The organism is Roseobacter sp. HKCC-CH-9208 (assembly GCF_037805125.1).
GTDB lineage: Bacteria > Pseudomonadota > Alphaproteobacteria > Rhodobacterales > Rhodobacteraceae > M30B80.
On record NZ_JBBLYK010000001.1, the window covers coordinates 450,304 to 471,158 of the forward strand.

General features: G+C 42.5%; 18 protein-coding genes. 4 read left to right on the top strand and 14 right to left on the bottom strand.

The features are described from left to right. The first annotated feature begins 49 nt into the window (after nucleotides 1-49). Complete coding sequence (locus tag AAC621_RS02260; protein ID WP_340251801.1) at nucleotides 50-1,909, top strand: polysaccharide biosynthesis protein; 1,860 nt, start codon at nucleotides 50-52, stop codon at nucleotides 1,907-1,909. A 54-nt stretch (nucleotides 1,910-1,963) separates the two neighbouring features. On the opposite strand, the gene AAC621_RS02265 is transcribed toward AAC621_RS02260, so the two are convergent. The 3 genes from AAC621_RS02265 to AAC621_RS02275 form a co-directional block, all read right to left on the bottom strand. Then, complete coding sequence (locus tag AAC621_RS02265; protein WP_340251803.1) at nucleotides 1,964-2,905, bottom strand: UDP-glucuronic acid decarboxylase family protein; 942 nt, start codon at nucleotides 2,903-2,905, stop codon at nucleotides 1,964-1,966. An 81-nt stretch (nucleotides 2,906-2,986) separates the two neighbouring features. Continuing rightward, the gene (locus AAC621_RS02270) at nucleotides 2,987-4,426 is read right to left on the bottom strand and encodes a mannose-1-phosphate guanylyltransferase/mannose-6-phosphate isomerase (RefSeq protein WP_340251805.1); all 1,440 of its coding nucleotides are present in this window, start codon (nucleotides 4,424-4,426) and stop codon (nucleotides 2,987-2,989) included. 137 nt (nucleotides 4,427-4,563) lie between these two features. Then, nucleotides 4,564-6,324: an ABC transporter ATP-binding protein gene (locus tag AAC621_RS02275; protein ID WP_340251807.1), complete on the bottom strand. Its 1,761-nt coding sequence runs from the start codon at nucleotides 6,322-6,324 to the stop codon at nucleotides 4,564-4,566. Nucleotides 6,325-6,541: 217 nt separating this feature from the next. Here AAC621_RS02275 and AAC621_RS02280 point away from each other — a divergent pair, with 217 nt between their 5' ends. Next, complete coding sequence (locus tag AAC621_RS02280; protein WP_340251809.1) at nucleotides 6,542-7,564, top strand: glycosyltransferase family 10 domain-containing protein; 1,023 nt, start codon at nucleotides 6,542-6,544, stop codon at nucleotides 7,562-7,564. Here AAC621_RS02280 and AAC621_RS02285 read toward each other — a convergent pair. After that, nucleotides 7,527-8,480, bottom strand: coding sequence for a hypothetical protein (locus AAC621_RS02285; RefSeq protein WP_340251811.1), 954 nt, complete (start codon nucleotides 8,478-8,480; stop codon nucleotides 7,527-7,529). The genes AAC621_RS02280 and AAC621_RS02285 overlap by 38 nt on opposite strands. Next, nucleotides 8,477-9,376, bottom strand: a complete 900-nt coding sequence (locus tag AAC621_RS02290; protein ID WP_340251814.1) for a hypothetical protein — start codon at nucleotides 9,374-9,376, stop codon at nucleotides 8,477-8,479. The genes AAC621_RS02285 and AAC621_RS02290 overlap by 4 nt, the downstream gene beginning before the upstream one ends. Before the next feature lie 168 nt (nucleotides 9,377-9,544). Between AAC621_RS02290 and gmd the strand changes: the two genes are divergently transcribed. Then, entirely contained in the window at nucleotides 9,545-10,663 is a 1,119-nt protein-coding gene (gene gmd / locus AAC621_RS02295) for a GDP-mannose 4,6-dehydratase (protein WP_340251816.1), read from the top strand. A 1-nt stretch (nucleotide 10,664) separates the two neighbouring features. Next, nucleotides 10,665-11,615: a GDP-L-fucose synthase family protein gene (locus AAC621_RS02300; RefSeq protein WP_340251818.1), complete on the top strand. Its 951-nt coding sequence runs from the start codon at nucleotides 10,665-10,667 to the stop codon at nucleotides 11,613-11,615. Nucleotides 11,616-11,628: 13 nt separating this feature from the next. Here the strand turns inward: AAC621_RS02300 and AAC621_RS02305 are convergent, their stop codons facing one another. The 9 genes from AAC621_RS02305 to AAC621_RS02345 form a co-directional block, all read right to left on the bottom strand. Further along, a complete protein-coding gene (locus tag AAC621_RS02305; RefSeq protein WP_340251820.1) occupies nucleotides 11,629-12,348 on the bottom strand; it encodes a hypothetical protein in 720 nt (239 codons plus the stop codon). Between the two features lies 1 nt (nucleotide 12,349). Beyond that, the gene (locus AAC621_RS02310) at nucleotides 12,350-13,120 is read right to left on the bottom strand and encodes a glycosyltransferase family 2 protein (protein WP_340251822.1); all 771 of its coding nucleotides are present in this window, start codon (nucleotides 13,118-13,120) and stop codon (nucleotides 12,350-12,352) included. A 24-nt stretch (nucleotides 13,121-13,144) separates the two neighbouring features. Then, nucleotides 13,145-13,702, bottom strand: coding sequence for a WcaF family extracellular polysaccharide biosynthesis acetyltransferase (locus tag AAC621_RS02315; protein WP_340251825.1), 558 nt, complete (start codon nucleotides 13,700-13,702; stop codon nucleotides 13,145-13,147). Between the two features lie 427 nt (nucleotides 13,703-14,129). After that, nucleotides 14,130-15,143 carry a glycosyltransferase family 2 protein gene (locus AAC621_RS02320; protein ID WP_340251827.1) on the bottom strand — a complete coding sequence of 338 codons (1,014 nt, stop codon included), beginning with the start codon at nucleotides 15,141-15,143 and terminating at the stop codon, nucleotides 14,130-14,132. Nucleotides 15,144-15,191: 48 nt separating this feature from the next. Continuing rightward, a complete protein-coding gene (locus AAC621_RS02325; RefSeq protein ID WP_340251829.1) occupies nucleotides 15,192-16,007 on the bottom strand; it encodes a radical SAM/SPASM domain-containing protein in 816 nt (271 codons plus the stop codon). 503 nt (nucleotides 16,008-16,510) lie between these two features. After that, entirely contained in the window at nucleotides 16,511-17,638 is a 1,128-nt protein-coding gene (locus tag AAC621_RS02330; RefSeq protein WP_340251832.1) for a glycosyltransferase, read from the bottom strand. Beyond that, a complete protein-coding gene (locus AAC621_RS02335; protein ID WP_340251834.1) occupies nucleotides 17,635-18,786 on the bottom strand; it encodes a glycosyltransferase in 1,152 nt (383 codons plus the stop codon). Before AAC621_RS02335 ends, AAC621_RS02330 begins: the two co-directional genes overlap by 4 nt. After that, nucleotides 18,783-19,913: a glycosyltransferase family 10 domain-containing protein gene (locus AAC621_RS02340; protein WP_340251837.1), complete on the bottom strand. Its 1,131-nt coding sequence runs from the start codon at nucleotides 19,911-19,913 to the stop codon at nucleotides 18,783-18,785. The genes AAC621_RS02335 and AAC621_RS02340 overlap by 4 nt, the downstream gene beginning before the upstream one ends. Before the next feature lie 19 nt (nucleotides 19,914-19,932). Then, the gene (locus AAC621_RS02345) at nucleotides 19,933-20,718 is read right to left on the bottom strand and encodes a hypothetical protein (RefSeq protein ID WP_340251840.1); all 786 of its coding nucleotides are present in this window, start codon (nucleotides 20,716-20,718) and stop codon (nucleotides 19,933-19,935) included. Between the last annotated feature and the right edge of the window lie 137 nt (nucleotides 20,719-20,855).

Sequence of the window (20,855 nt, forward strand, 5' to 3'; positions counted from 1 at the left end):
GTGCAACGTTAATAAACGCTAAATAAAAGATTTGCAGCAGGGTAGAGACTTGAAGACACTGTTCGAACTTCCTCGCCACCAGAAGCGATTGATCCAGTTAACGTTTGACAGTTTCGCTATTGGATTTTGTTTCTGGCTTGCAATGGCGCTTCGCCTAGACGGCATTACTACGCCTTTCCACGCGAGGCCTTGGCTGGTTTTACTACCAGTTATCCCCGTGACTTTGGCAACATTTACAGTGCTTGGCCTATACAGAGCGGTCGTACGCTTCATGGCCGATCGTGCCGTCAAAACTGTTGCAATTGGCGTGGCAGTTTCAGCAGTGACAATGTTTGTTATTAGTCAGGGTTTTTCACTTCGCGTCCCTCGTTCTGTACCAGGAATTTATTTTGCACTTTTACTTATAGTGATTGGCGGGACGCGCTTTATCATGCGTGGCGTTTATTTGTCATCGCAAACACGAGGCGGAGAACCTGTCCTAATCTATGGTGCAGCTGATGTCGGAAGACAGGTCCTACAAGCCCTCGAAGCGAACCCATCCTACAATCCAAAGCTGTTCGTTGACGCATCAGACAGTATGACAGGAAGAGAAGTCGCTGGCATTAGGGTCATACCGCCCACAGAAATTGAAAAAAGCATAAAAACTCTTAACATCACGACCGCTATTGTCGCACTTCCCGACGATCAAGCCAATGAACGTAGAAGGGCAGTACGCTCCCTTTCAAAAATTGGACTTGATGTTCGCGTCATTCCAAATTTAGCAGATCTCATTTCAGGGCGTGTAGAAGTTTCAGACCTTCGACGCGTGACGGTGGAGGAACTGCTCGGGCGAGAAACAGTTCCTCCAATTCCCGAGCTGATGAAGAAAACCACTGCCCTAAAGTCAGTGATGGTAACGGGAGCAGGAGGATCAATTGGAAGCGAGCTTTGCCGGCAAATATTTAAGCAATGCCCCAAAAAACTCATACTCTTTGAAAACTCTGAGTTCGCACTTTATCAGATCCTAGAACAATTAAAGGGTTCATCATCGTCAAATAGCGACAATGTCGAACTCATTCCAATAATGGGATCAGTGACAAACCAAGATTTGGTAAAGAAAACCATTGAAGAGCATGCCGTAGAGACTTTGTTCCACGCTGCAGCATACAAACACGTGCCACTCGTTGAAGACAACGCAATTGAGGGCATCAGAAACAACGTTTTTGGGACACAGACAGTTGCTCAAGCTGCAGGTCAATGCCGTGTGAAACACTTTACACTGGTATCAACCGACAAAGCTGTGCGTCCAACCAATATCATGGGAGCAACAAAACGCATCGCAGAACTGGTTATGCAGGATGCTGCTCTAGAATATCCCAAAACGAAATTCTGCGCAGTTCGTTTTGGGAATGTCCTCGGTTCATCGGGATCTGTCATCCCGAAATTTCAAGAACAAATTCAAGCAGGTGGCCCTATCACTCTGACGCACACAGAAATCACTCGATACTTCATGACCATTCCCGAGGCAGCGCAGTTGGTGATCCAGGCGAGCTCAATGGCTGAAGCTGGAGAAATATATCTTCTAGACATGGGCGAACCCATCAAAATAATGGAGCTCGCACGCACAATGGCTCGCCTCCAAGGCAGGGAGACGTATGTTGTCGGCCAGGAAACTCCTGTAACAGACGGACTGCCAATTAAAATCACAGGATTGCGACCCGGCGAAAAACTTTATGAAGAATTGTTGATAGGACGTGACGCAAGCACGACATTACACCCAAGGATAATGGTTGAGCCTACGCGAGCACAAAATGCACACTCCAAACATCTTCAAGCAATCGGTACTATCGAAAATTATATGACATCGAATAATCTTGATGAGATCAAAATGGCATTGAAAAATATGCCTATTGATTACAACCCAAATTAGCAGGCATTTTAGTCACCTAGTAACCGTAAAATTATGTGTGTGGAGTTAGGTTTCTTATCCCAACAAATGGCGGAAATACTTCACCGTCTCCGAAAGACCGTCATCAAGCTGCACTGACGGCTCCCAATTCAACATAGACTTTGCCTTAGTAATATCCGGCTGACGTTGGCGTGGGTCATCTTGTGGCAATTCCTTAAAAATGAGCTTTGAAGAACCACCAACTATCGACAGGACCTTTTCTGCGAGCTCAAGCATTGTAAACTCATTTGGATTGCCCAAGTTAATTGGCCCAGTGATCTCGCTATTACTGTCCATCAACAGAACAAAAGCCGACACCAAGTCATCAACATAACAAAAAGAGCGCGTCTGTAGACCGTCGCCAAATATTGTTATGTCTTCACCCCGCAGAGCTTGGCATATGAAATTACTGACTACCCTTCCGTCCGAAGGATGCATTCTCGGGCCGTAGGTATTGAAAATACGGGCTACTTTGATTTCGACTTGATGCTGCCTGTGATAGTCAAAAAATAATGTCTCAGCGCACCGCTTGCCCTCGTCATAGCAAGACCTAATCCCAATCGGGTTTACGTGGCCCCAATACTCCTCAGACTGTGGGTGTTGCTCCGGATCACCATACACCTCGCTGGTAGAAGCTTGAAATATCCGTGCTCCAGTTCTCTTCGCAAGTCCGAGCATATTGATAGCACCGTGGACGCTCGTCTTAGTCGTCTGCACTGGATCGTGTTGATAATGCACTGGCGATGCCGGGCATGCCAAATTATAAATTCGATCAATTTCTAGATAGAGCGGAAACGTGACGTCGTGCCGGATCAACTCAAACTTTGGATTATTCATCAAGTGAATGATGTTGTCTTTCTGCCCTGTGAAAAAATTATCCAGGCAGATCACTTCATCTCCACGATCGATTAATCGATCACACAGGTGCGACCCCAAAAAACCAGCACCGCCGGTCACTAATGTCGTACTCTGCTTCATTTATCCTATTCCTTATCCAAAACCTTTTAAGCGCCGTACAAATTCGCACATATCCGAAAGCTTCGAACACTAAAATTGTGATTAAGTACGCGCGTATACGTCTTCATGCCGAATAATATCGTCTTCACCAAGGTACGACCCCGTTTGTACTTCAATGAGAACCATTGGAACATCTCCAGGGTTTTCAAGTCGGTGAATTGCGCCAAGAGGAACGTAAACTGACTGGTTTTCCGACACCAACTTAACATCGTCTCCGATGGTAACTTTGGCCGTACCTTCAACCACAATCCAGTGCTCTGCGCGAAACTTGTGAGACTGCAGTGACAAAATACCGCCGGGCTTGACGACAATTCGCTTAACCTGGAAACGCGCGCCCATAGCAAGGCTCTCAAACCATCCCCACGGGCGAAAGTCCCGAGAGAATTCAGTTGCCTCCTTAGCTCCCTCTTTTTTTAGAAGATCTACTGCTTCACGAACTCTCTGGCTCTGATCCTTGTGGGCTAACAGCACAGCATCGCCCGTCGCAACAGCGACCATGTCTTCTAAACCAATGCCAATCAGGCGTGGACCTTCGTCTTCAGTGCGCAACAGACTATTGTGGCAGTCTATGGCAATTGCCGAATTTGAAACCACGTTCCCGTTCTCGTCAGCAGCTTCAGCAGATTGATCGGCAACAGCCGACCAAGATCCCAGGTCAGACCAATGACCATTGTAAGGCATTACGGATAGATTATCGGCCTTCTCCATAATTGCGTAGTCTATCGAAATCGAATTAAGTCGCGACCATGCTTCAGGGTCGAGCCTCAAAAATCCTAAGTCCTGCTTAGAATTTCTTATGGCCGCCTCAGCATGAGTGACCATATTTGGTTCGTATTTCTGAAATGCTTCTAGAATTGTGTCTGCTCTGAACAAGAAAATGCCTGCATTCCATAAATACGTCCCTGCAGCGAGCATGGCCTCTGCGTCTGCAAGATCAGGCTTTTCAACAAAACGCTTCAGAGGAGCACAAACTTCAACATCTTTCTCTTCAAGCTCTAGATATCCATACCCAGTCTCAGGCCGGTCCGGGCGAATACCAAATGTGACAATGTTTCCAGATAGTGCAGAAGGAAGCGCAGCCTTAACAGCATCACGAAATGCAGCAGGATCTGATACCACATGATCTGACGATGCTATTAGCAACACGGCGTTGGGGTCCCGCTGTGCTGCCAATAAGCTTGCCGCCAAGACTGCTGGTGCAGTATTGCGCCCCTCTGGCTCCAACATAATTCCAGAATGCTGGATGCCGATGTCGTTCAATTGCTCCTGTGCAGTGAAACGAAATGGGACAGACGTCACAATTAACGGGTCGTAAAATCCTTCGCCTGACAAACGAGATGAAGCTTGCTGAAAAAGACTGCCATCGCCATGCAATTTAACAAATTGCTTGGGGAAGGCAGCTCGACTGACGGGCCAAAGACGAGTGCCAGAACCGCCGCACAAAATTACAGGGTGAATATTTGCATTATTCATTTTATTCATTGTCAGCGTATCTCTATTACAGCGCTGTCGGTTAGCGCGAATTTCGCAAAACTCATTTGGAATTACAATCAGGCTCCGATCCTAATCGATAAATCAGCTTAGGGACATTTGAGATGAGAAGCCAACGCTCCACACGATCACACTAAAGTGCCAGTCATTAACTGCAGCTGGAAGAGGCCCGCATAGACGCCGCCTTTTTCTATCAAAGTGTCGTGGTTCCCCTCTTCCACGACCTTACCGCGATCCATCACCACAATTTTATCAGCATGCCGCACTGTAGACAGACGATGGGCAATCACCAAGGTTGTACGCCCTTGTGATAAGCGATCTAGGGCTGACTGCACCAATTTTTCAGAATGAGTATCTAAAGCAGATGTAGGCTCATCGAGCAACAAAATCGGTGCATTTTTTACCATTGCACGGGCAATGGCCACCCGCTGGCGCTGACCTCCTGAAAGTGATGAACCGCGAGGCCCGACTGCGGATTTCAAACCATCAGGCAGTTGTCTGACAAACTCCATAACGGAAGCGTCTTCGGCTGCCTGCTTAATTTCGTCTGGTGTTGCATTTAAGCGCCCAAGCCTGATGTTATCTTCAATCGTATCATCAAATAGAGCGGTTTCCTGACCGACAACTGCGATCATATCCCTCAAATCAGACAAGCCTGCATCGGTCGTTTTAACATCACCAATACTGACTGAACCGGAAACAGGATCGATCAAACGGGTGAGCAGAGCGAAAAGTGTAGTCTTGCCAGCGCCGGACGGGCCAACAATAGCGGTCGTCTGGCCCTTCTTAGCCGTAAAACTGAACTCCTTGATGATCTGCAAATCGCCATACGAAAACTCAACGCGATCAAACACAATATCACCAGGCGCGATAGGCTTGGGGTGTGCGGGAGACAAAACGGTAGGCTTTTGGTCAAGCATTCCGTAAATGCGTTCAAGGGAAGCGGCGGCTGACTGAAGGCTGCCAGCTAAATTTGAAAGTCGCTTCAACGGATCAAACATTAAAGACAGAGCAGTAATGAATGACATGAAGTCTCCAACTGACTTCTCACCCGTCACGATAGCTGTAGCTCCAAATAAAGTTACGGAGACGAAGCCAATACCCGACACTAAGTCTATCAAAGAGGGGTTTGCAGATTGCCCTGCATTAGACCTGATCTGTTGACGTAAGTACTGCTTGATGCCCCGCTCAAACCTGCTCGTCTCATGATGCTCGAGTCGGTTCACTTTGATCGACTGAATTCCGTGGAACATCTCATCAAGCCGGGTAGTTAGGCCAGCTGCAGCCTCACGGGCTGCAAATGCCGTTCTACGAATTAGCTTTAAGAGAAGCGTCATTGGTAAGAAAATAAGTGGAAGCCCAACAAGAGCGACCAATGACCACTGCCAATCGTTAGAGAACATGACAAAAGAGAGAGCCACAAGCGACACTGCATCCTTGCCCAATGACAGCAACAGGCTCGTCGCCGCGGTCTGGAGCGTAGTACTGTCGCCCCTTACACGCTCTATGAGCTCGCCAACGGGATGCCGTGTGTACACATCGCCGTCTAACGTAAGTAGATGACGAACCAGACGAGTTTGTATGGCAGTGGTGACCTTGAGACCAAGCGCAGACATGATCAAACGCTGAACAAAGCCAGCAACCGCCCGAAATGAGAACAAACCGCCAATTATCGCTACCACGCGCCACAAACCATCCAGTGACTGGGCCTGAAATAGCTCATCAAACAATGGACGTACCATCCAAGCGAAAGCACCCAAGGCGGCGCCTTCTAAGCTCATTAAAATCAGCGCAAATAACAGGATGGGCCAATAGCCAATCACATGCTCTCGCCACAGGCGCACTACTAGTCGCCAAGAACGTTTTTCTGTTATTTCACTAGGCTTCAAGCTAAAAACTTCTCGCAAAAACGTTTGGTAACTGGCTCTCTGACTACCGACACTGTCCACGGTACTAATGGATAACTTCCTCGGTGGCCACAGAATATCTAGAGACAGTAAGAGTGGCCAGCTTGAAGTAAAACGGATATGTCCACCCAAGTGATTTGGCTCAAAGAATACAGCTTCGATGAGGCCCATAAACCGTAGAAATAAGATACTGTAAAATATGAACGACGAAATAAAGACAGTGCTGATAAATTACGACTTTGCCTCTAGCTCAAAGGCAAGCCGAGAAGAAATCTCTGGTACTGATAAGCGCAATCTTTGGTGTGGCATCTTGAGGGACAACCTGAGTTCTCGGGGATGTAGACTTATATTTCCCGGCGACATTCGAGGCCTTCCAGAATTAAAGATCGACATGGAGATCCACGTAAATGCAGGAAAGCGACGCACTTCCGCCCCCTACTCTGTCGGTCTGTTTATGGAAACACCGGAGATAGCACCGCTAAATAATGCCAGTTCCTGCAAACTTTACGACAAGGTCATTTCCTTTAATCCAGCGTTACAAGCGATCGAAAATCATGTTTTGGCGGAACTACCCTGCTGGGATGCCAACGATCTAACGCAAGCAGTTGAAAATGACAGAGACTGTGGGTCGAATACATTCTCGATGATAGCGGCCAATAAAAACTTCAAAAATCCGGTGAAATATAAAGACCTCTACAAAGAACGCGCCAGAATTATTCAGTATTTTGAGACGTCTAACACTGAAGAATTCAAACTTTATGGATCCGCCTGGGACATACGTCATGAGCTACTTGCATTTCCAAAACTTCAAAAAATTGCGCGGAAACTAAAAATACGAGGAAATTTAAAGTCATACGGAGGCATCTGCGTCAGCAAGAACGATGTCATTAGGAGCTCGACTTTTAACATATGCTTTGAGAATTGCATCTACCCTGGATACCTTTCAGAAAAGGTATTCGATGCTATTTTAGGTGGTTCAATTCCAATTTATTGGGGGCACCATGGTATCCCACAATCGCTCAAAACTGCAGTAATAGACGCGTCTCAATTCCAATCATCTAAAGATATTGTTCAGCATTGCGGTAGTTTGGACATTGAGGAGCGTCTAAAAATAATTCGAAATGGAAAAAAATTTTTGCAATCAGATGGTCTGAAATACAGTCACCAAATATATGCGAACCAAATTACGCGTCACATTGAGACACTTTTATTGGCGAAATAAAGCGTCTGTACAAATCCGATACGATTTCATCATTTGAAAAAGAGCATGCGCCACCCCCTTCTAAATCACTTTTTTCAATGCGATTATGCGGATCGATTTGTGTGATAAATTTTTGATTATGCACAGTCTGTAAGGCACCATCGGCCACTAAAACATTAGCGCCCAGATACCCAGCCTCCCAAGTTCTGTGGCAGTCCAAGCCATTTCCGGGCAACGACACAACCCAACGGTAACGGCGATACATTTTCCATAATTCAGGCTGTGGAATCCGGGCAGACAGTATGTCCACAAAACAATTATCTTTGTTAGCCGTTATGAAGCTTTTTCGCAGATTTGAGTTGGAACTTGTCGCAAAATCAACCAACACACGATCTAGCCGCGGCTCTGAAGGCTGAGTAGCAATTGCGCGGAATGTAGTTTGCAGCTTGATCCCTACGCCAAATCCACGGTCGGTGTGCAGGTCCAATCCAATGGGTATTGAGTGTAATTTTGGGTGATGTTCGTCTACTAGATTTTGCGTGTACCACGCAACTAAATTAGGATGTTCAAGTAATCTGTGCAAAACGTTTTCACTCAAATCGTTTGGGACAGAGCTATCTCCATCGGTAGTTACTAACGTAAATGGATGAGAAATTTTTGGGAGAACATGCTTCACGAAGCCGGTCAAATTGTTGAGATTTCCATTTCTGTAGCTACCCAATTTGACCCAGAAAATTTTTCCCTCAGGATTGTAACAGTTCTGCCATTGCTCCTCGGTAAGTAACCTTTCCGTACTATCGAAAACGTGCTTGTTACGAATGTTTCCGTCGCATAAGAAAGGGTAATACTTAGACCACAGACAGTCGAATTTGAAGAATGATGCCTCTAACAGAAGCCTGCGCCGCGACAGTGACTGTTTCAATTTTGGTAGTGTCATTTTTTTATGCGGCGCTTAAGTTGACCAAACTTCAGGCCGATACCCAATCGATCCCTGAAGTGGCGAAGCGTTTTTTCAGCATTCTGAAGTCGCCTCTTGATGCGACTACGCAAAAGCGCCTTCTCAGAGTGGCCGTTCAATCCACCGTTGATCAATGCCGGGTTGATAAACAATTTCTTGTTCTGAAACCCAGGCGATAAATGTAAATTTACGTGTTCGCACACCTCGACGCCGGTGTCATCATAACAACTGTAATATTCGTTTGGAAAGCTTGCAGCTTTGTATATTCCGAGCCCGCCAAACGCAGACCGTACCGAAATCCAATTGTGGTCCCTCGGTATTTTTATCATTTTTGAAAATACGGCCTCCCAAAGAGCCTGCTCTTCGGAGTGACCAATTCCCATCAAGAAACGGTAATTTTGCCAGCAATCGCCTGGACACCAAGCATCGTGACGTAGTGCCCAAATATCATAATAAAGTGAAGACTGATTGGCAAAGACCCCGTCCCACTCAACGCCTTTCGACCACACAGACGACAGTGCCGATGCGCTTAGGCCTTCATTAACTCCGTCTAAGTCCGCGACAATCAAATAATCAAATTGATCGCGATGCTCAAAAAAATAATCCAAGTAAGCATTACGGCAGTGCACAATACGGTCTACACGATTTGGCAGTTGATCGGAGAGGTTGCCCAGAGACACAAAATCAAAATTCGGAGATCTGAGCTTAATCGAACGAAATATTTCGAGGGTGTTGTCTGAGCTGTCGCTCTCCACGACGTAGTAACAAACACTGTCAAATACGTTCATTGCAGAGGAAAGAGCCTCGAAGTTCTTTTCGAAAACATTTGCAACATTTCTTGCAAGCCCGACTACAAGTGCTTTTCCCAAAACCATACTCTGAAACCCAAACTATTCGAACCTTGCTTAAATTTTACTGGCTTTGGTCCGGTCTCTAATAATCCAAACGTAGCATATGGCGCCCTTGTATGAGATATTTTCCGCTGACACTTGTACTGCTGGGTTACGAAATGTATGCGAAAAAAGCAATGACGGGAGATCGATATGCGTAAGGCACTAATTACCGGCGTAACCGGCCAAGACGGCTCATATCTCGCAGAATTGTTGCTTGAAAAGGGCTATGAAGTGCATGGCATTAAGCGTCGGGCGTCATTGTTTAACACGCAGCGCGTCGACCACGTTTATGAAGACCCACAAGTCGACAACGCACGCTTCAAGCTTCACTATGGAGATTTGACCGATAGTTCAAATCTGACCCGTATTATTCGCGACATCGAGCCCGACGAGGTCTATAATCTCGGAGCGCAGTCTCACGTGGCCGTTAGCTTCGAAGCGCCCGAATATACCGCCGACGTGGACGCAATGGGGACGCTGCGCCTGCTGGAGGCCATTCGTTTTCTCGGTCTTGAAAAGAAAACGCGCTTCTATCAGGCCTCGACATCAGAATTATACGGCTTGGTCCAAGAAACTCCGCAGAAAGAGACGACCCCATTCTACCCGCGCAGTCCATATGCCGTCGCGAAACTCTATGCATACTGGATCACAGTCAATTACCGTGAAGCTTACGGATTGTATGCCTGCAATGGGATTTTATTTAATCACGAGAGCCCTAGGCGTGGTGAGACCTTTGTGACGCGCAAAATCACTAGGGGCATGGCCAACATAGCTCTCGGATTAGAAAAGTGCCTCTACATGGGCAACATAGACAGCCTGCGAGACTGGGGGCACGCGAAAGACTACGTGAGAATGCAGTGGATGATGCTGCAGCAGGAACGGCCTGACGACTTTGTCATCGCAACTGGCCAGCAATATACCGTCAGGGAGTTCATAACCTGGACGGCTGCAGAACTTGGCCTTTCAATTGAATTTACAGGCACAGGCACAGAAGAAATTGCTACGGTGACCGCTGTTCACAGTGACCGTGCGCCCTCGGTCAAAGCGGGGGATGTAATTATGCGCATTGACGCGAGGTATTTCCGTCCAGCGGAAGTTGATACGCTGCTCGGGGACCCCAAAAAGGCAAAAGAAAGGTTGGGCTGGACGCCCGAGATCACAGCTCAGGAAATGTGCTCGGAAATGGTCGCGGCGGACCTGGTCGCAGCTCGTCGCGCAAAAGTCCTTAAGGAACACGGGCTTGAGCTACCAGTGAGCTTGGAAGGCTGAGATGATCTTTGACCCCACTAACAAACGTATTTTTGTGGCCGGCCATCGAGGAATGGTGGGGTCTGCAGTAGTCAGAAGATTGAAGTCAGAGAACTGCGAAATCCTGACGGCTGACCGCAAAACTCTCGACCTGCGCGACCAAGGCGCCACCTCTGAGTGGATGCTGGAGAATAGGCCAGACGCAGTTATCATGGCAGCCGCACGAGTTGGCGGAATTATTGCCAACAACACCTATCCGGTGGATTTCCTGCAAGAAAATCTAAGCATTCAAAATTCAGTATTCGCTGCGGCTCACGCGGCGAATGTTAACCGGTTACTTTTTCTCGGATCTTCCTGCATTTATCCAAAACTAGCTGAGCAGCCAATTAAAGAGGAAGCCCTGTTAACTGGACCGCTTGAGCCAACTAATGAAGCTTATGCGATTGCCAAAATAGCTGGTATTTATTCAGTCAGAGCCTACCGAAGGCAGTACGGCAGAGACTGGATCTCAGCCATGCCCACAAACCTCTACGGCCCGGGTGACAACTACCACCCGGAAAATTCTCATGTGCTTCCAGCACTGTTGCGCAAATTTCATGAGGCGAATGAGAAGGGTTCTGGTGCTGTGGAAATATGGGGATCGGGAACTCCACTACGAGAATTCATGCACAGTGACGATCTCGCTGACGCATTAGTATTCTTGCTGAAAAACTACTCATCGGATGACCACATCAATGTGGGAAGTGGTGAGGAAGTGTCCATCAGGGAGCTTGCACAGATAATTGCGAGAGAGAGCGGATATATTGGAAGCCTGACATTTGACGCTTCCAAGCCTGATGGAACACCGCGAAAATTAATGGACAGTAGAAAAATTTTCGATCTCGGATGGAAACCCAAGGTCAGCCTAGAGGACGGCATTCAAAAAACATACCGCGAGGAATTCCTGAATTCTAACGACACAAACGCTGACTAGGGATTGTGTTATATCAATCTATGCGTTCAAAAATTGCGTATCCGTTTCTCAATTTTGGATCATAAGCTATACAATCGTAGCGAGGATCGGAGGTGAGCTGCTCAAATGCGAAACGACATTTGAATGTCTCAGTATCGTCTAGCAAGATATACTTGGATCCAATAAGATATCGCAGCTCTACTGCGCCAGTAAATTCCGATCCATCAATGATCGCTGCATCAAACGTCTCAAGGTTATGACGCAACTTCACAGCGGAAATGCCATTAATATCAGCACCCGACCGCCTCACGTACTCAATATCCTGCCGCAACCACCCTACGACACGATCCACGGGCAGCGACTTCAACGGGCCGTCACAATCCACCATAAACTTCTCAACCTCATCCTCTGAAGGAAACTCAGAACTGGCAACAGATGGGAGGTTGTATGGATAAACTACATTAAAAGCAGATACATTTTTTTTCAAATTTTTAAAACGTACTGGGCTCAGTTCGAAGCAACAAATTATCATATCCGACAAATCACTGCGCCCCTTGATGCCATTTAAAATCGCTTGAGTGCTGCCATCACCAGAACTCGAGCCAATTTCGATAATCGAGCGCACTTCACGTCTCCGACAGATATCAGAAATCCAGCCTGCAAGGGGATCATTGACGATCTCTGGATCAATAACATCCTCCATCGAAAATACTTTCTTTTTGAGGAGCCTTTTAATTGTTTTTTTAATATTCATTTTAAGCTCTACCTGTAACAAAAAATTCAAGCACCTTTCGGGGATACTTCATCAATAACTTGAGAAAGCTAATGTCGATACCATGCTGTCGACAAGCACGATAAACTTCACAATTTAAAATATATTGCGACTTGAGGCCTGATGTACTCACTCCACCTAATGCCATGTCGACCGTTCGCCTCGAATAATAAGACCAAGAAAGCTCAGGCAACCTAAATAATTTAATACAGAACTCATAATCCCCTGCGATTTTATAGCTTGGTTCAAATAGCCCCGCTTCAAAAATTTTCTGCCTAAGTATAAACATTCCTGGATGTGGAGGCATCCAACCACTCTTTAATTTGGATGGAGTGAAGTCTTTCGCAGAATAATTACGGACCACCCTCCCCGATTTCGAGACAAAGCAAACGTCGGTAAGTAAAGCGTCTAATTTTTTTGAGGTCATCTGATGAACTATATCATTTATGACATCCTGATCCGAGTACACGTCGTCCGAATTCAAAAAACAAATTAAGTCGCCGGTAGATCTCTCTATTCCCTTATTCATGCCGTCATAAATGCCTTGATCAGGCTCAGAAATTAAAATGTCATCTGGAAATTTAGTATTACGGATAACATCTAACGTACCATCAGAAGAGGCGCCATCAATGATAACATGCTCAATATTTTTATAAGACTGCGACTGAACCGATTCCAAACAAGACCTAATAGCGTTTTCGCTATTTCGACATACAGTTATGATAGAAACTTTTAATTTATTTTCTTTCATCATTCGAAGAAGATCTTTTTCAAAACATCATATACAACTCTGAAGAAATTCGCGCTTTTTTAAAAAATATTTACGATCTGGAGGTACTGATACTATGTGCCATGGCTCCAAAGTACCCGAAAATACACAACCCATCCCCACTACTGAGCCCTGACCGAGAACAGACCCAGGTCCGATGACAGCCTTAGCACAGATCCAGGTATGGGCTTCAATCACAATTGGCTGTGTTATAAGATCAAATGTAATGCTAGACCAATTATGGCTGCCTGTGCAAAGGTAGACCCCCTGCGAAACGCACACATCATGATCAATCGTTACATCAACTAGATTATCGATCCATACATTTTCGCCTACCCAAGAGTTATCTCCGATCTTCAATTTCCAAGGATACTTAATCTGCACTCTTGGCTTAATCACAACACCCTCTCCAATTTTTGCGCCAAAAAGGCGAAGCAAAAATATTCGTAATTTTGAACCAGGTATGAATGACTTGATTAATGGCTCCCCAAAAATATTCCACAGAATAACAACGTGTTTCCGTTGCTGAGCAATTCCGACCCGTTTTTGATACTTAGAAAGTTTCACAATAAACCTTTCGTTCAGTACTGCGCTAGGGCAGACGCTACGAAATCAACCACTCCAGCCTTTAAATTAGGCAAGCAAATACTAGTTTAACTTTAATATAAAATTTTATTACCAATTCCTTCATTAATCACTTTACAAAAAATCAATTCGATCGAGAGCAACCTTCAACATTCAATCTATTGTGCCTCTAACTCGCTTTTTACAAACCAGCTAGAAAAAACACAGATGATATTCTTTAAGTGGCATCCAAACGAAAGCTTATTCATGCTGGACACCATTCTTGTAACAAAAATCCAACAAAACCACCACTGGCAAACTCAAAGACACTCCTCGTTATACTATCGTAAAGAGCATTTAATACAAAAACACCCACATTATATAATATTAATGACTATAAATTAGCTTTAAATTTATTTCCATAGAGCCATCACGATCGTCCGTGCGTTATGCGCTTTCTGAAGAGATTTAGCGCGACACGTATGTTCAAAGAAATTGGGCTGGCAAAAAGGCACAAAAATATAAACATATAAACATAATGTAAAGATTTACTCTTTTGAGAACGGGCAAAGCTTAAATAGCGAAGAAAATCGTTTAGTCTAAACGAACCAGAAGTTAAAATCGGCACCCAAAAAATAAAAAACCAAGATCGCAACGGGGGAGGCTTAACATCGAACCTCTTCTCAACGGGCAACTGATGAATAAATGATTCTAGGTCACGCTGGAACATAACGAAGCTCTTAAACAACATGAACATATTTTCGTCGGAATAAAAGGATTCCTGACCGTCCCACGCGCGTCGATTATATACACATTTATCTGAGCTTATCAGACAGCTTCTAAACCCTTCAGTATAAACAATATATGTGTCAGCTAAAAAACCCCTTGGATAATCGAGCAACTTGAAGCCTGCTCCCTGGCTTTTGAAAAAAAATCCTGAAATTCCCGCAACTCGGATATCTCCTTTGTTAAAGGAATCAACAATATCTTTTCCATAAAAAATACCCTTCACATTTTTATGGTATACTCCTTCACTATGAATTATCGATTGAAATTCTCTGTGTGAAAAGCAAATGCAGGTTGGCTCGAGATTTCGATTATTTAAAATTTCTTTTCTAGCTTCAGCAACAAAATTTGGCTCTATCGTATCATCATCGCAAATGACTGACAGCCACGCTCCCTTAGGTACTTTTGAGCGAATAACATCTGCCAGGTTTGCGCTTGCACCAATATTGAAGTCACGAAGAATTAAATCACATGAATTGCAACCATATTGAAGACTTCTAAGCCATGCTTGCGTTCCATCAGTAGAGGCATTGTCCGCAATGACCAGTTCAAAATCGAGATTACTCTGAGAGAGTATGGAATTTATGCACTCTTTGAGAAGATTAATCCTATTAAAGGTCAAAACTACTAAATATATTTTATCACTGTGATAAATCACAAAGATTAACCCTAAAGCAATAAAAATCTATAATTTTATTCATAATAATTAGGATATACGATTAAGTATCTCAAACCTGTGGTCATCAATATTATCCAAATCACTTTGATAATAACTACAACCACTGCATGGTGAAATGCTACCCCCCTGACCACTTAGATGTTTTTTCCTTAGCTCAAGGAGTTGTTGTCCATCCCAAATTTCCTTCAAGCTCATCGAATTAACGTTGCCGAGTCGATTGACCCTTTTGAAATCGACACAACAAGGAACAACGTCTCCATTAGCGTTAATCATCATACTTTTGAAAATTTGCGAACACACCAACTGCCTTTTGTCTTCAAAACCAAATCGATGACCGTTATCTAAGCCTAAGTTACTAACAGTTTCAGGCCACAAATTAACAAGATTTTCTACAAATATTTCATCACATTTATCCGCAAATAGGTCGTAAAACTTCTGAAGGTCACGATCAGACTTAATACTATTGTTGTGTATTTTTATGTATATTATGCAATCTTTATTCGATCGCATTTCATAAAGCTCTTTTATGTCATTGACCAGCTTATCAAAATCAACCTTCACACCGGCCACTTCATGATATGAAGCGCCATCTAAGCCCTCTATGGATATTATAATCCGATCTAGATTCTCAGTTAGCTTTTCTTTGTACTCTTTTCGTCCAAACAATAGCGCATTAGTTGTAAGCTCCACTTTATCAATGAATTCGCTTTGTTTTGCTAACTGCGCCATAGTAAGAAAATTTTTATTTAGAAGTGGTTCCCCTGTTCCAATTAATCTAAGAACCTTTAATCTGCCCAATTCTTCGATGTCATGGAGAATTTTTCCGAACGTCGATGCTGACATCGTATCCTTCACTAAGGAATCAGGATCTAAATAATGTGGGCAAAACTTTCACTTGAGATTACAAAATCCGGACAACTCGCAATATAACACGAAAGGGGCAGGAAGAGGAACTTCACGCCCCAAGTCAACTCGATCATTTGAGACCGATGATTTTATTGTTGCCATTTCTAATCTCCGTTTGAGTAGCAGAAAGTGTGAAAGATAGTGGTTGATATTCTTCTCATCAGAAAAATTTAAGTGCCTTCAATAGAGAACAATACAATTTGAATGCAATTTATAATTGGCTTAGTGTCAAGAATTTTTACGACAGGCTATCGTCTACGCACCCCATATATGCAAAACAACCTTGAAAGCTTGAACACACCAATCAAGGTACACTGATCGAAGTAATCAAACAAATGATTTATTGAACTTTACAATTCTCAAAAAAACTAAACCAAAAAAATCTCAAGAAGTATAATTATGTAAAATTTTTAATATAAGAGATCATTTATAAAACTGCTTCAATGACGAACAGTATAAAACAGCTTGATTTCCGATCCCACTGCACTGTAACTAAATCTTTCATTAAATAACTTTAAAGCATTAAGGCCGTTTTGCGGCGACAAGCCAAACTGAAGAAATTTTCTGATGGCTAATTTTAATAAATTTATGTCACATAATGGCACTACTAGCCCTGCATTATATTCAATAATGTCCGAGCTGATACCTACTTCAGAAGAAGTTATAACAGGTAATCCGACAGACAATGCCTCTACTGTGGCCATACTATAATTTTCGTGTGTTGACAGTAATATAAATAAGTCATACTTACTAAGCTCTTTTTCAAGATCATTTCTTCCCAAGAAACCTAATAACCGAATACAATTCTCAAGCTTATATTGACGGATAAGATTGGCAATAGACCTGTAATAGGTCTCATCGCCTGCCCCATAAACATCTAGTGAAATATTCATCCCTATTTGATTAAGGTCATAAATAACCTCAAAAAGTAACGGGATGTTTTTTACAGGATCAAGACGGCAAACCGTTACAAGTTTCAAGATATCAGATTTATTTTTTTTTGTTAAAATTGAATTATTATGTTCATATTTTTTTACTGGTAAGTGAAGTATTTTAATATTATTTAGTTTTGTATTTAATAAAATTTGATCTTTTTCGTAACTTGATGTTGAGTGAACAAATATTGCCTTTTTAAAAAATACATTGCCAATAGTATTCATAAAAAACTTCTTTTTTAATTTTTTTTTGCTCATTGCCCAAGATGAAAATGATCCATGAGGAGAAATAATATAACACTTTTTAAGAAACAAACAAATAAAACAAGAAATTATTGCAGAAAGAGAAAATGGAACGTGAACATGGATAATATCATATTTATTTAATATATTTCTTATCGTTAAAAAAGTATAAATTAAACGCCTGGGTGAAAATAAACTTAAAAAAGAGATTTTCTCAAATTCATAATTTAGAGGTATATTTTCAAATGCGCAGCATTGGAACGTGTTATTGATGACCAAAATAGAGCTATCAATATTTTTTTGAACGCATAAGTCTACTAAGGAATCTACCGCAGAAACGGGGCCACCTTTTCGTGGATCAATATACGGCAATACATGCAGGACTTTCATAAATTAGTCCTGGCTGTCATCAATACACAGTCTATCAGATGGCTTAACTCTTCCTCAAAACTAACGCCGTGCGCTGAACGAGCTTTCATTATCTGATATGAATTATAACTAAAATCGGCCAGGACGTCAGGACATTCCATGAACTTCGCCATCTGTCTAGCCAAATGATGACCACTATTATTCGGAACCAAAAATCCATTGAAACCGTGAACAACAAGATCTGCCGTAGAACCTACCCACAGCGGCGCAACCACTGGCAGTCCAAAGGTCATTGCCTCCGCGATCGCGAGACACCATGCATCCCGGTGCGATGGCATAACAAAAACGTCAGCGTTTCGATATTCTTTGGCAACTTCTGGAGGCTCGAGGTACCCAACAAACGAAACGTGCTCTTCTATGTTTAATTGCTTACAATAGTTCTCTAAAAATTCTACATCTGGACCAGATCCCACTATCACTATTTTAAATTTCGCTTTCCCGGATGATAGCAGAATTTCCGCGGCGTCAAACAAACACTCTACACCTTTTTCTGGTGACAATCGGCCAACGTACAAAAATGTAACACAGTCCGCCAGTCGCGGTTTATCACCACAATTATCACCACTCGTTACTTCATATGGATTTAAATTAAACGGCAACGGGCAATGAACTAATTTAGCCTTGAACCTCTCATTATACATAAAATAATTACAATAATTGAGTGTGCCTATGTATATAATTATATGAGAAAAATGAAGCGCAATTGTTTTAAAGAGTTTAGAAAGAAAGAACAACAAGCGCGAACGACGATAGTTTCCATAAATTGTTTCATCAGAAAGATAAATAAATTTAATACCAAAAATTATTGAAAATATAATTGCAAACATACAAAGTGGTGGAAAAACTCCACTCACTATCACTACCTTAGGTTTTGACTTGAGAAAAATATTAAATACCGCGATAATCGCCTGAAAAAATCCAGAAACACAAACATTATTGCAACCAGTTACATTGCAACCCAAGGCATCGATATCAGCCCTCCCTTTAACTTGGTAGATAAACCAAAAATCACTATAAAGATCTTGCAGCCTTTTGTGAGCACTCGCAAAATAATGAGATGGTGCGCCGCCAAACCAGTAGATTCCATTCTTTGGATGGGAAAATTTCACGATTTCAAAACCTCTGATCGATAATTTAATATTACGTTATGTATATTTTCAGAAAATCTTTGAAAACTGAATCCATTATCAGTACTGTTTAAAAATTCCTGACCGGCACTTAAAATATGTTTTTTTTCTTCTTTACTCATTGAAGTTATATAAAGTGCCAATTCTTTAAATGAGCCAAAACACGAAATGTTTATAAATGAATTTTTATCAATATAATCTATGGCATCACCCGGCCCGCAGTATAGTGGGATACACCCTGCAACGAACGAGTCAATTATTTTTTCTGTTACGTAGCCGTCCATTTTGAAATTCTCTACACAAAAGTTATATTCGTAATTACTTATAGTACCTAATTTATCATTTATTTCTTCAAAATACATTTTGGTTTTTTTTCGCATAGACCTCGGTAAAATTCTTTTCGGATGATTGATCGGACGGTCCCAGCCTCGGCCATAGACGTCAATCATTTCTAAAGACATAAAGTAGTCAATAATTTCCAGTCTTTCAATTTGTAGGCTTTGACCAAGTTCGGTTACACTCCATGCAAAACTTTTAAAGGTTTTGTATAACCAAATTTTTTCATAAATACGCCAATACAATGGCACGTTAGTTTTATAAAAAAAAGGAACATGTTTATTAGAAACAACAAAACTTGCCCTTTTTTTTCTGATATCGGAATTAAATGTACTTAATCTTGATAATTCTGAGTCATAGGAGGGAAAACAAAATTTATTTTTTGTATTTGGCCAATTATCACCAAAGCTTATTACATATCTAAAACCATGAAAATTCCTCATTTTTTTATCTTTGAAAAAAACTTGAGAATATAGTGGAGACTCAAGGTTGAAACACAGAACTCCCTGACACCCCAGTGCCACTAAGCAGCAAGAAGCATAGTCAAAATTATGAGAAATTACATATACCTTTTTAGGGTCGATTTTATTGGCCTTTACCATTTTTAAAATAATATCGGCTGTGTTAACTATAACAGACGAGCCCTCTAGTCTTTTCTTGAAGTAATATGCCCATAACGCCCCAGGAAAATTTTGGGCTATTTGATAGTTGAATATATTACCATTTTCAAGATCGGTGATATCTGAAGGAATACTGACTATATATTCGCTCACTATAATTTTATCTCGCTTGTTATATTAATTTCTGATAAATTTCACTCAACATCATATTTCTTTTTTTTAGGCTATATCCCGTTTCGGCACAATTTAAATTCCTTAAACGCGTTGTATTGGTGATTTCATGATCTGTGGCATATCTTAAAATCTCTGAGGCTAAATCCTGGATGACGTTATCAAAAACTCCACTCCGCTTGTCAGTTTCAAGCAACTCTTTGAATTCAGAAAGAGTTTTCCATTTTTTTCCATACATATTTGGTTCATAAAAATAATATGGCATTTCAATTGATCGTGTGACCGCTTCGTACGCAGAACAATGCCACTTTGCGGAAATAATTACATGACCATATTCTAGAGCCTCTGCAATCACCCCGCCTCCATGGGAGTGAGTGAGGGCAATAGATACGTCACAGTCGCTATACAATTTATGTTTTAAGGACGGATTGATCGGACCACCGTTAACAAATATGATTGAGTTGGTGGTCGAGTATTTATTTCGAGCCCAATGCGGTACGTTCGGGCACACAACGTACAACTTTGCAGTTGGGTCATAAGTGGTAACTTTTGACCATGCCGCCAATACAAGGTCCACCCCCTTGAGCTGGAAATCACTTGCGAGACACAAGAAATTGCGAGACTTTTTCTCAAAACTGGCTTCGAGTTGAGCAGATTTTACACGAGGTATACACCCCGGTGCAATTATGCCATACAGCTTTGAGTTGAGCAAATTTCCAAAATAGTAATCGAACAGATTTCTTTGACCTTCGTCAGTAACTAAAATTGCCTTGCAGTTATCGTGCAAATAAACCTCCTCACATGAATGTAATCGAGCCAAAATTTCGTAAGGCTCATGTAAACGTTCAAAATATCCAACGACAGAAAGCGGATGATCGTTACATTCAATTAAATAGCTTTTACGTCCAATGTACCGTGGATAAT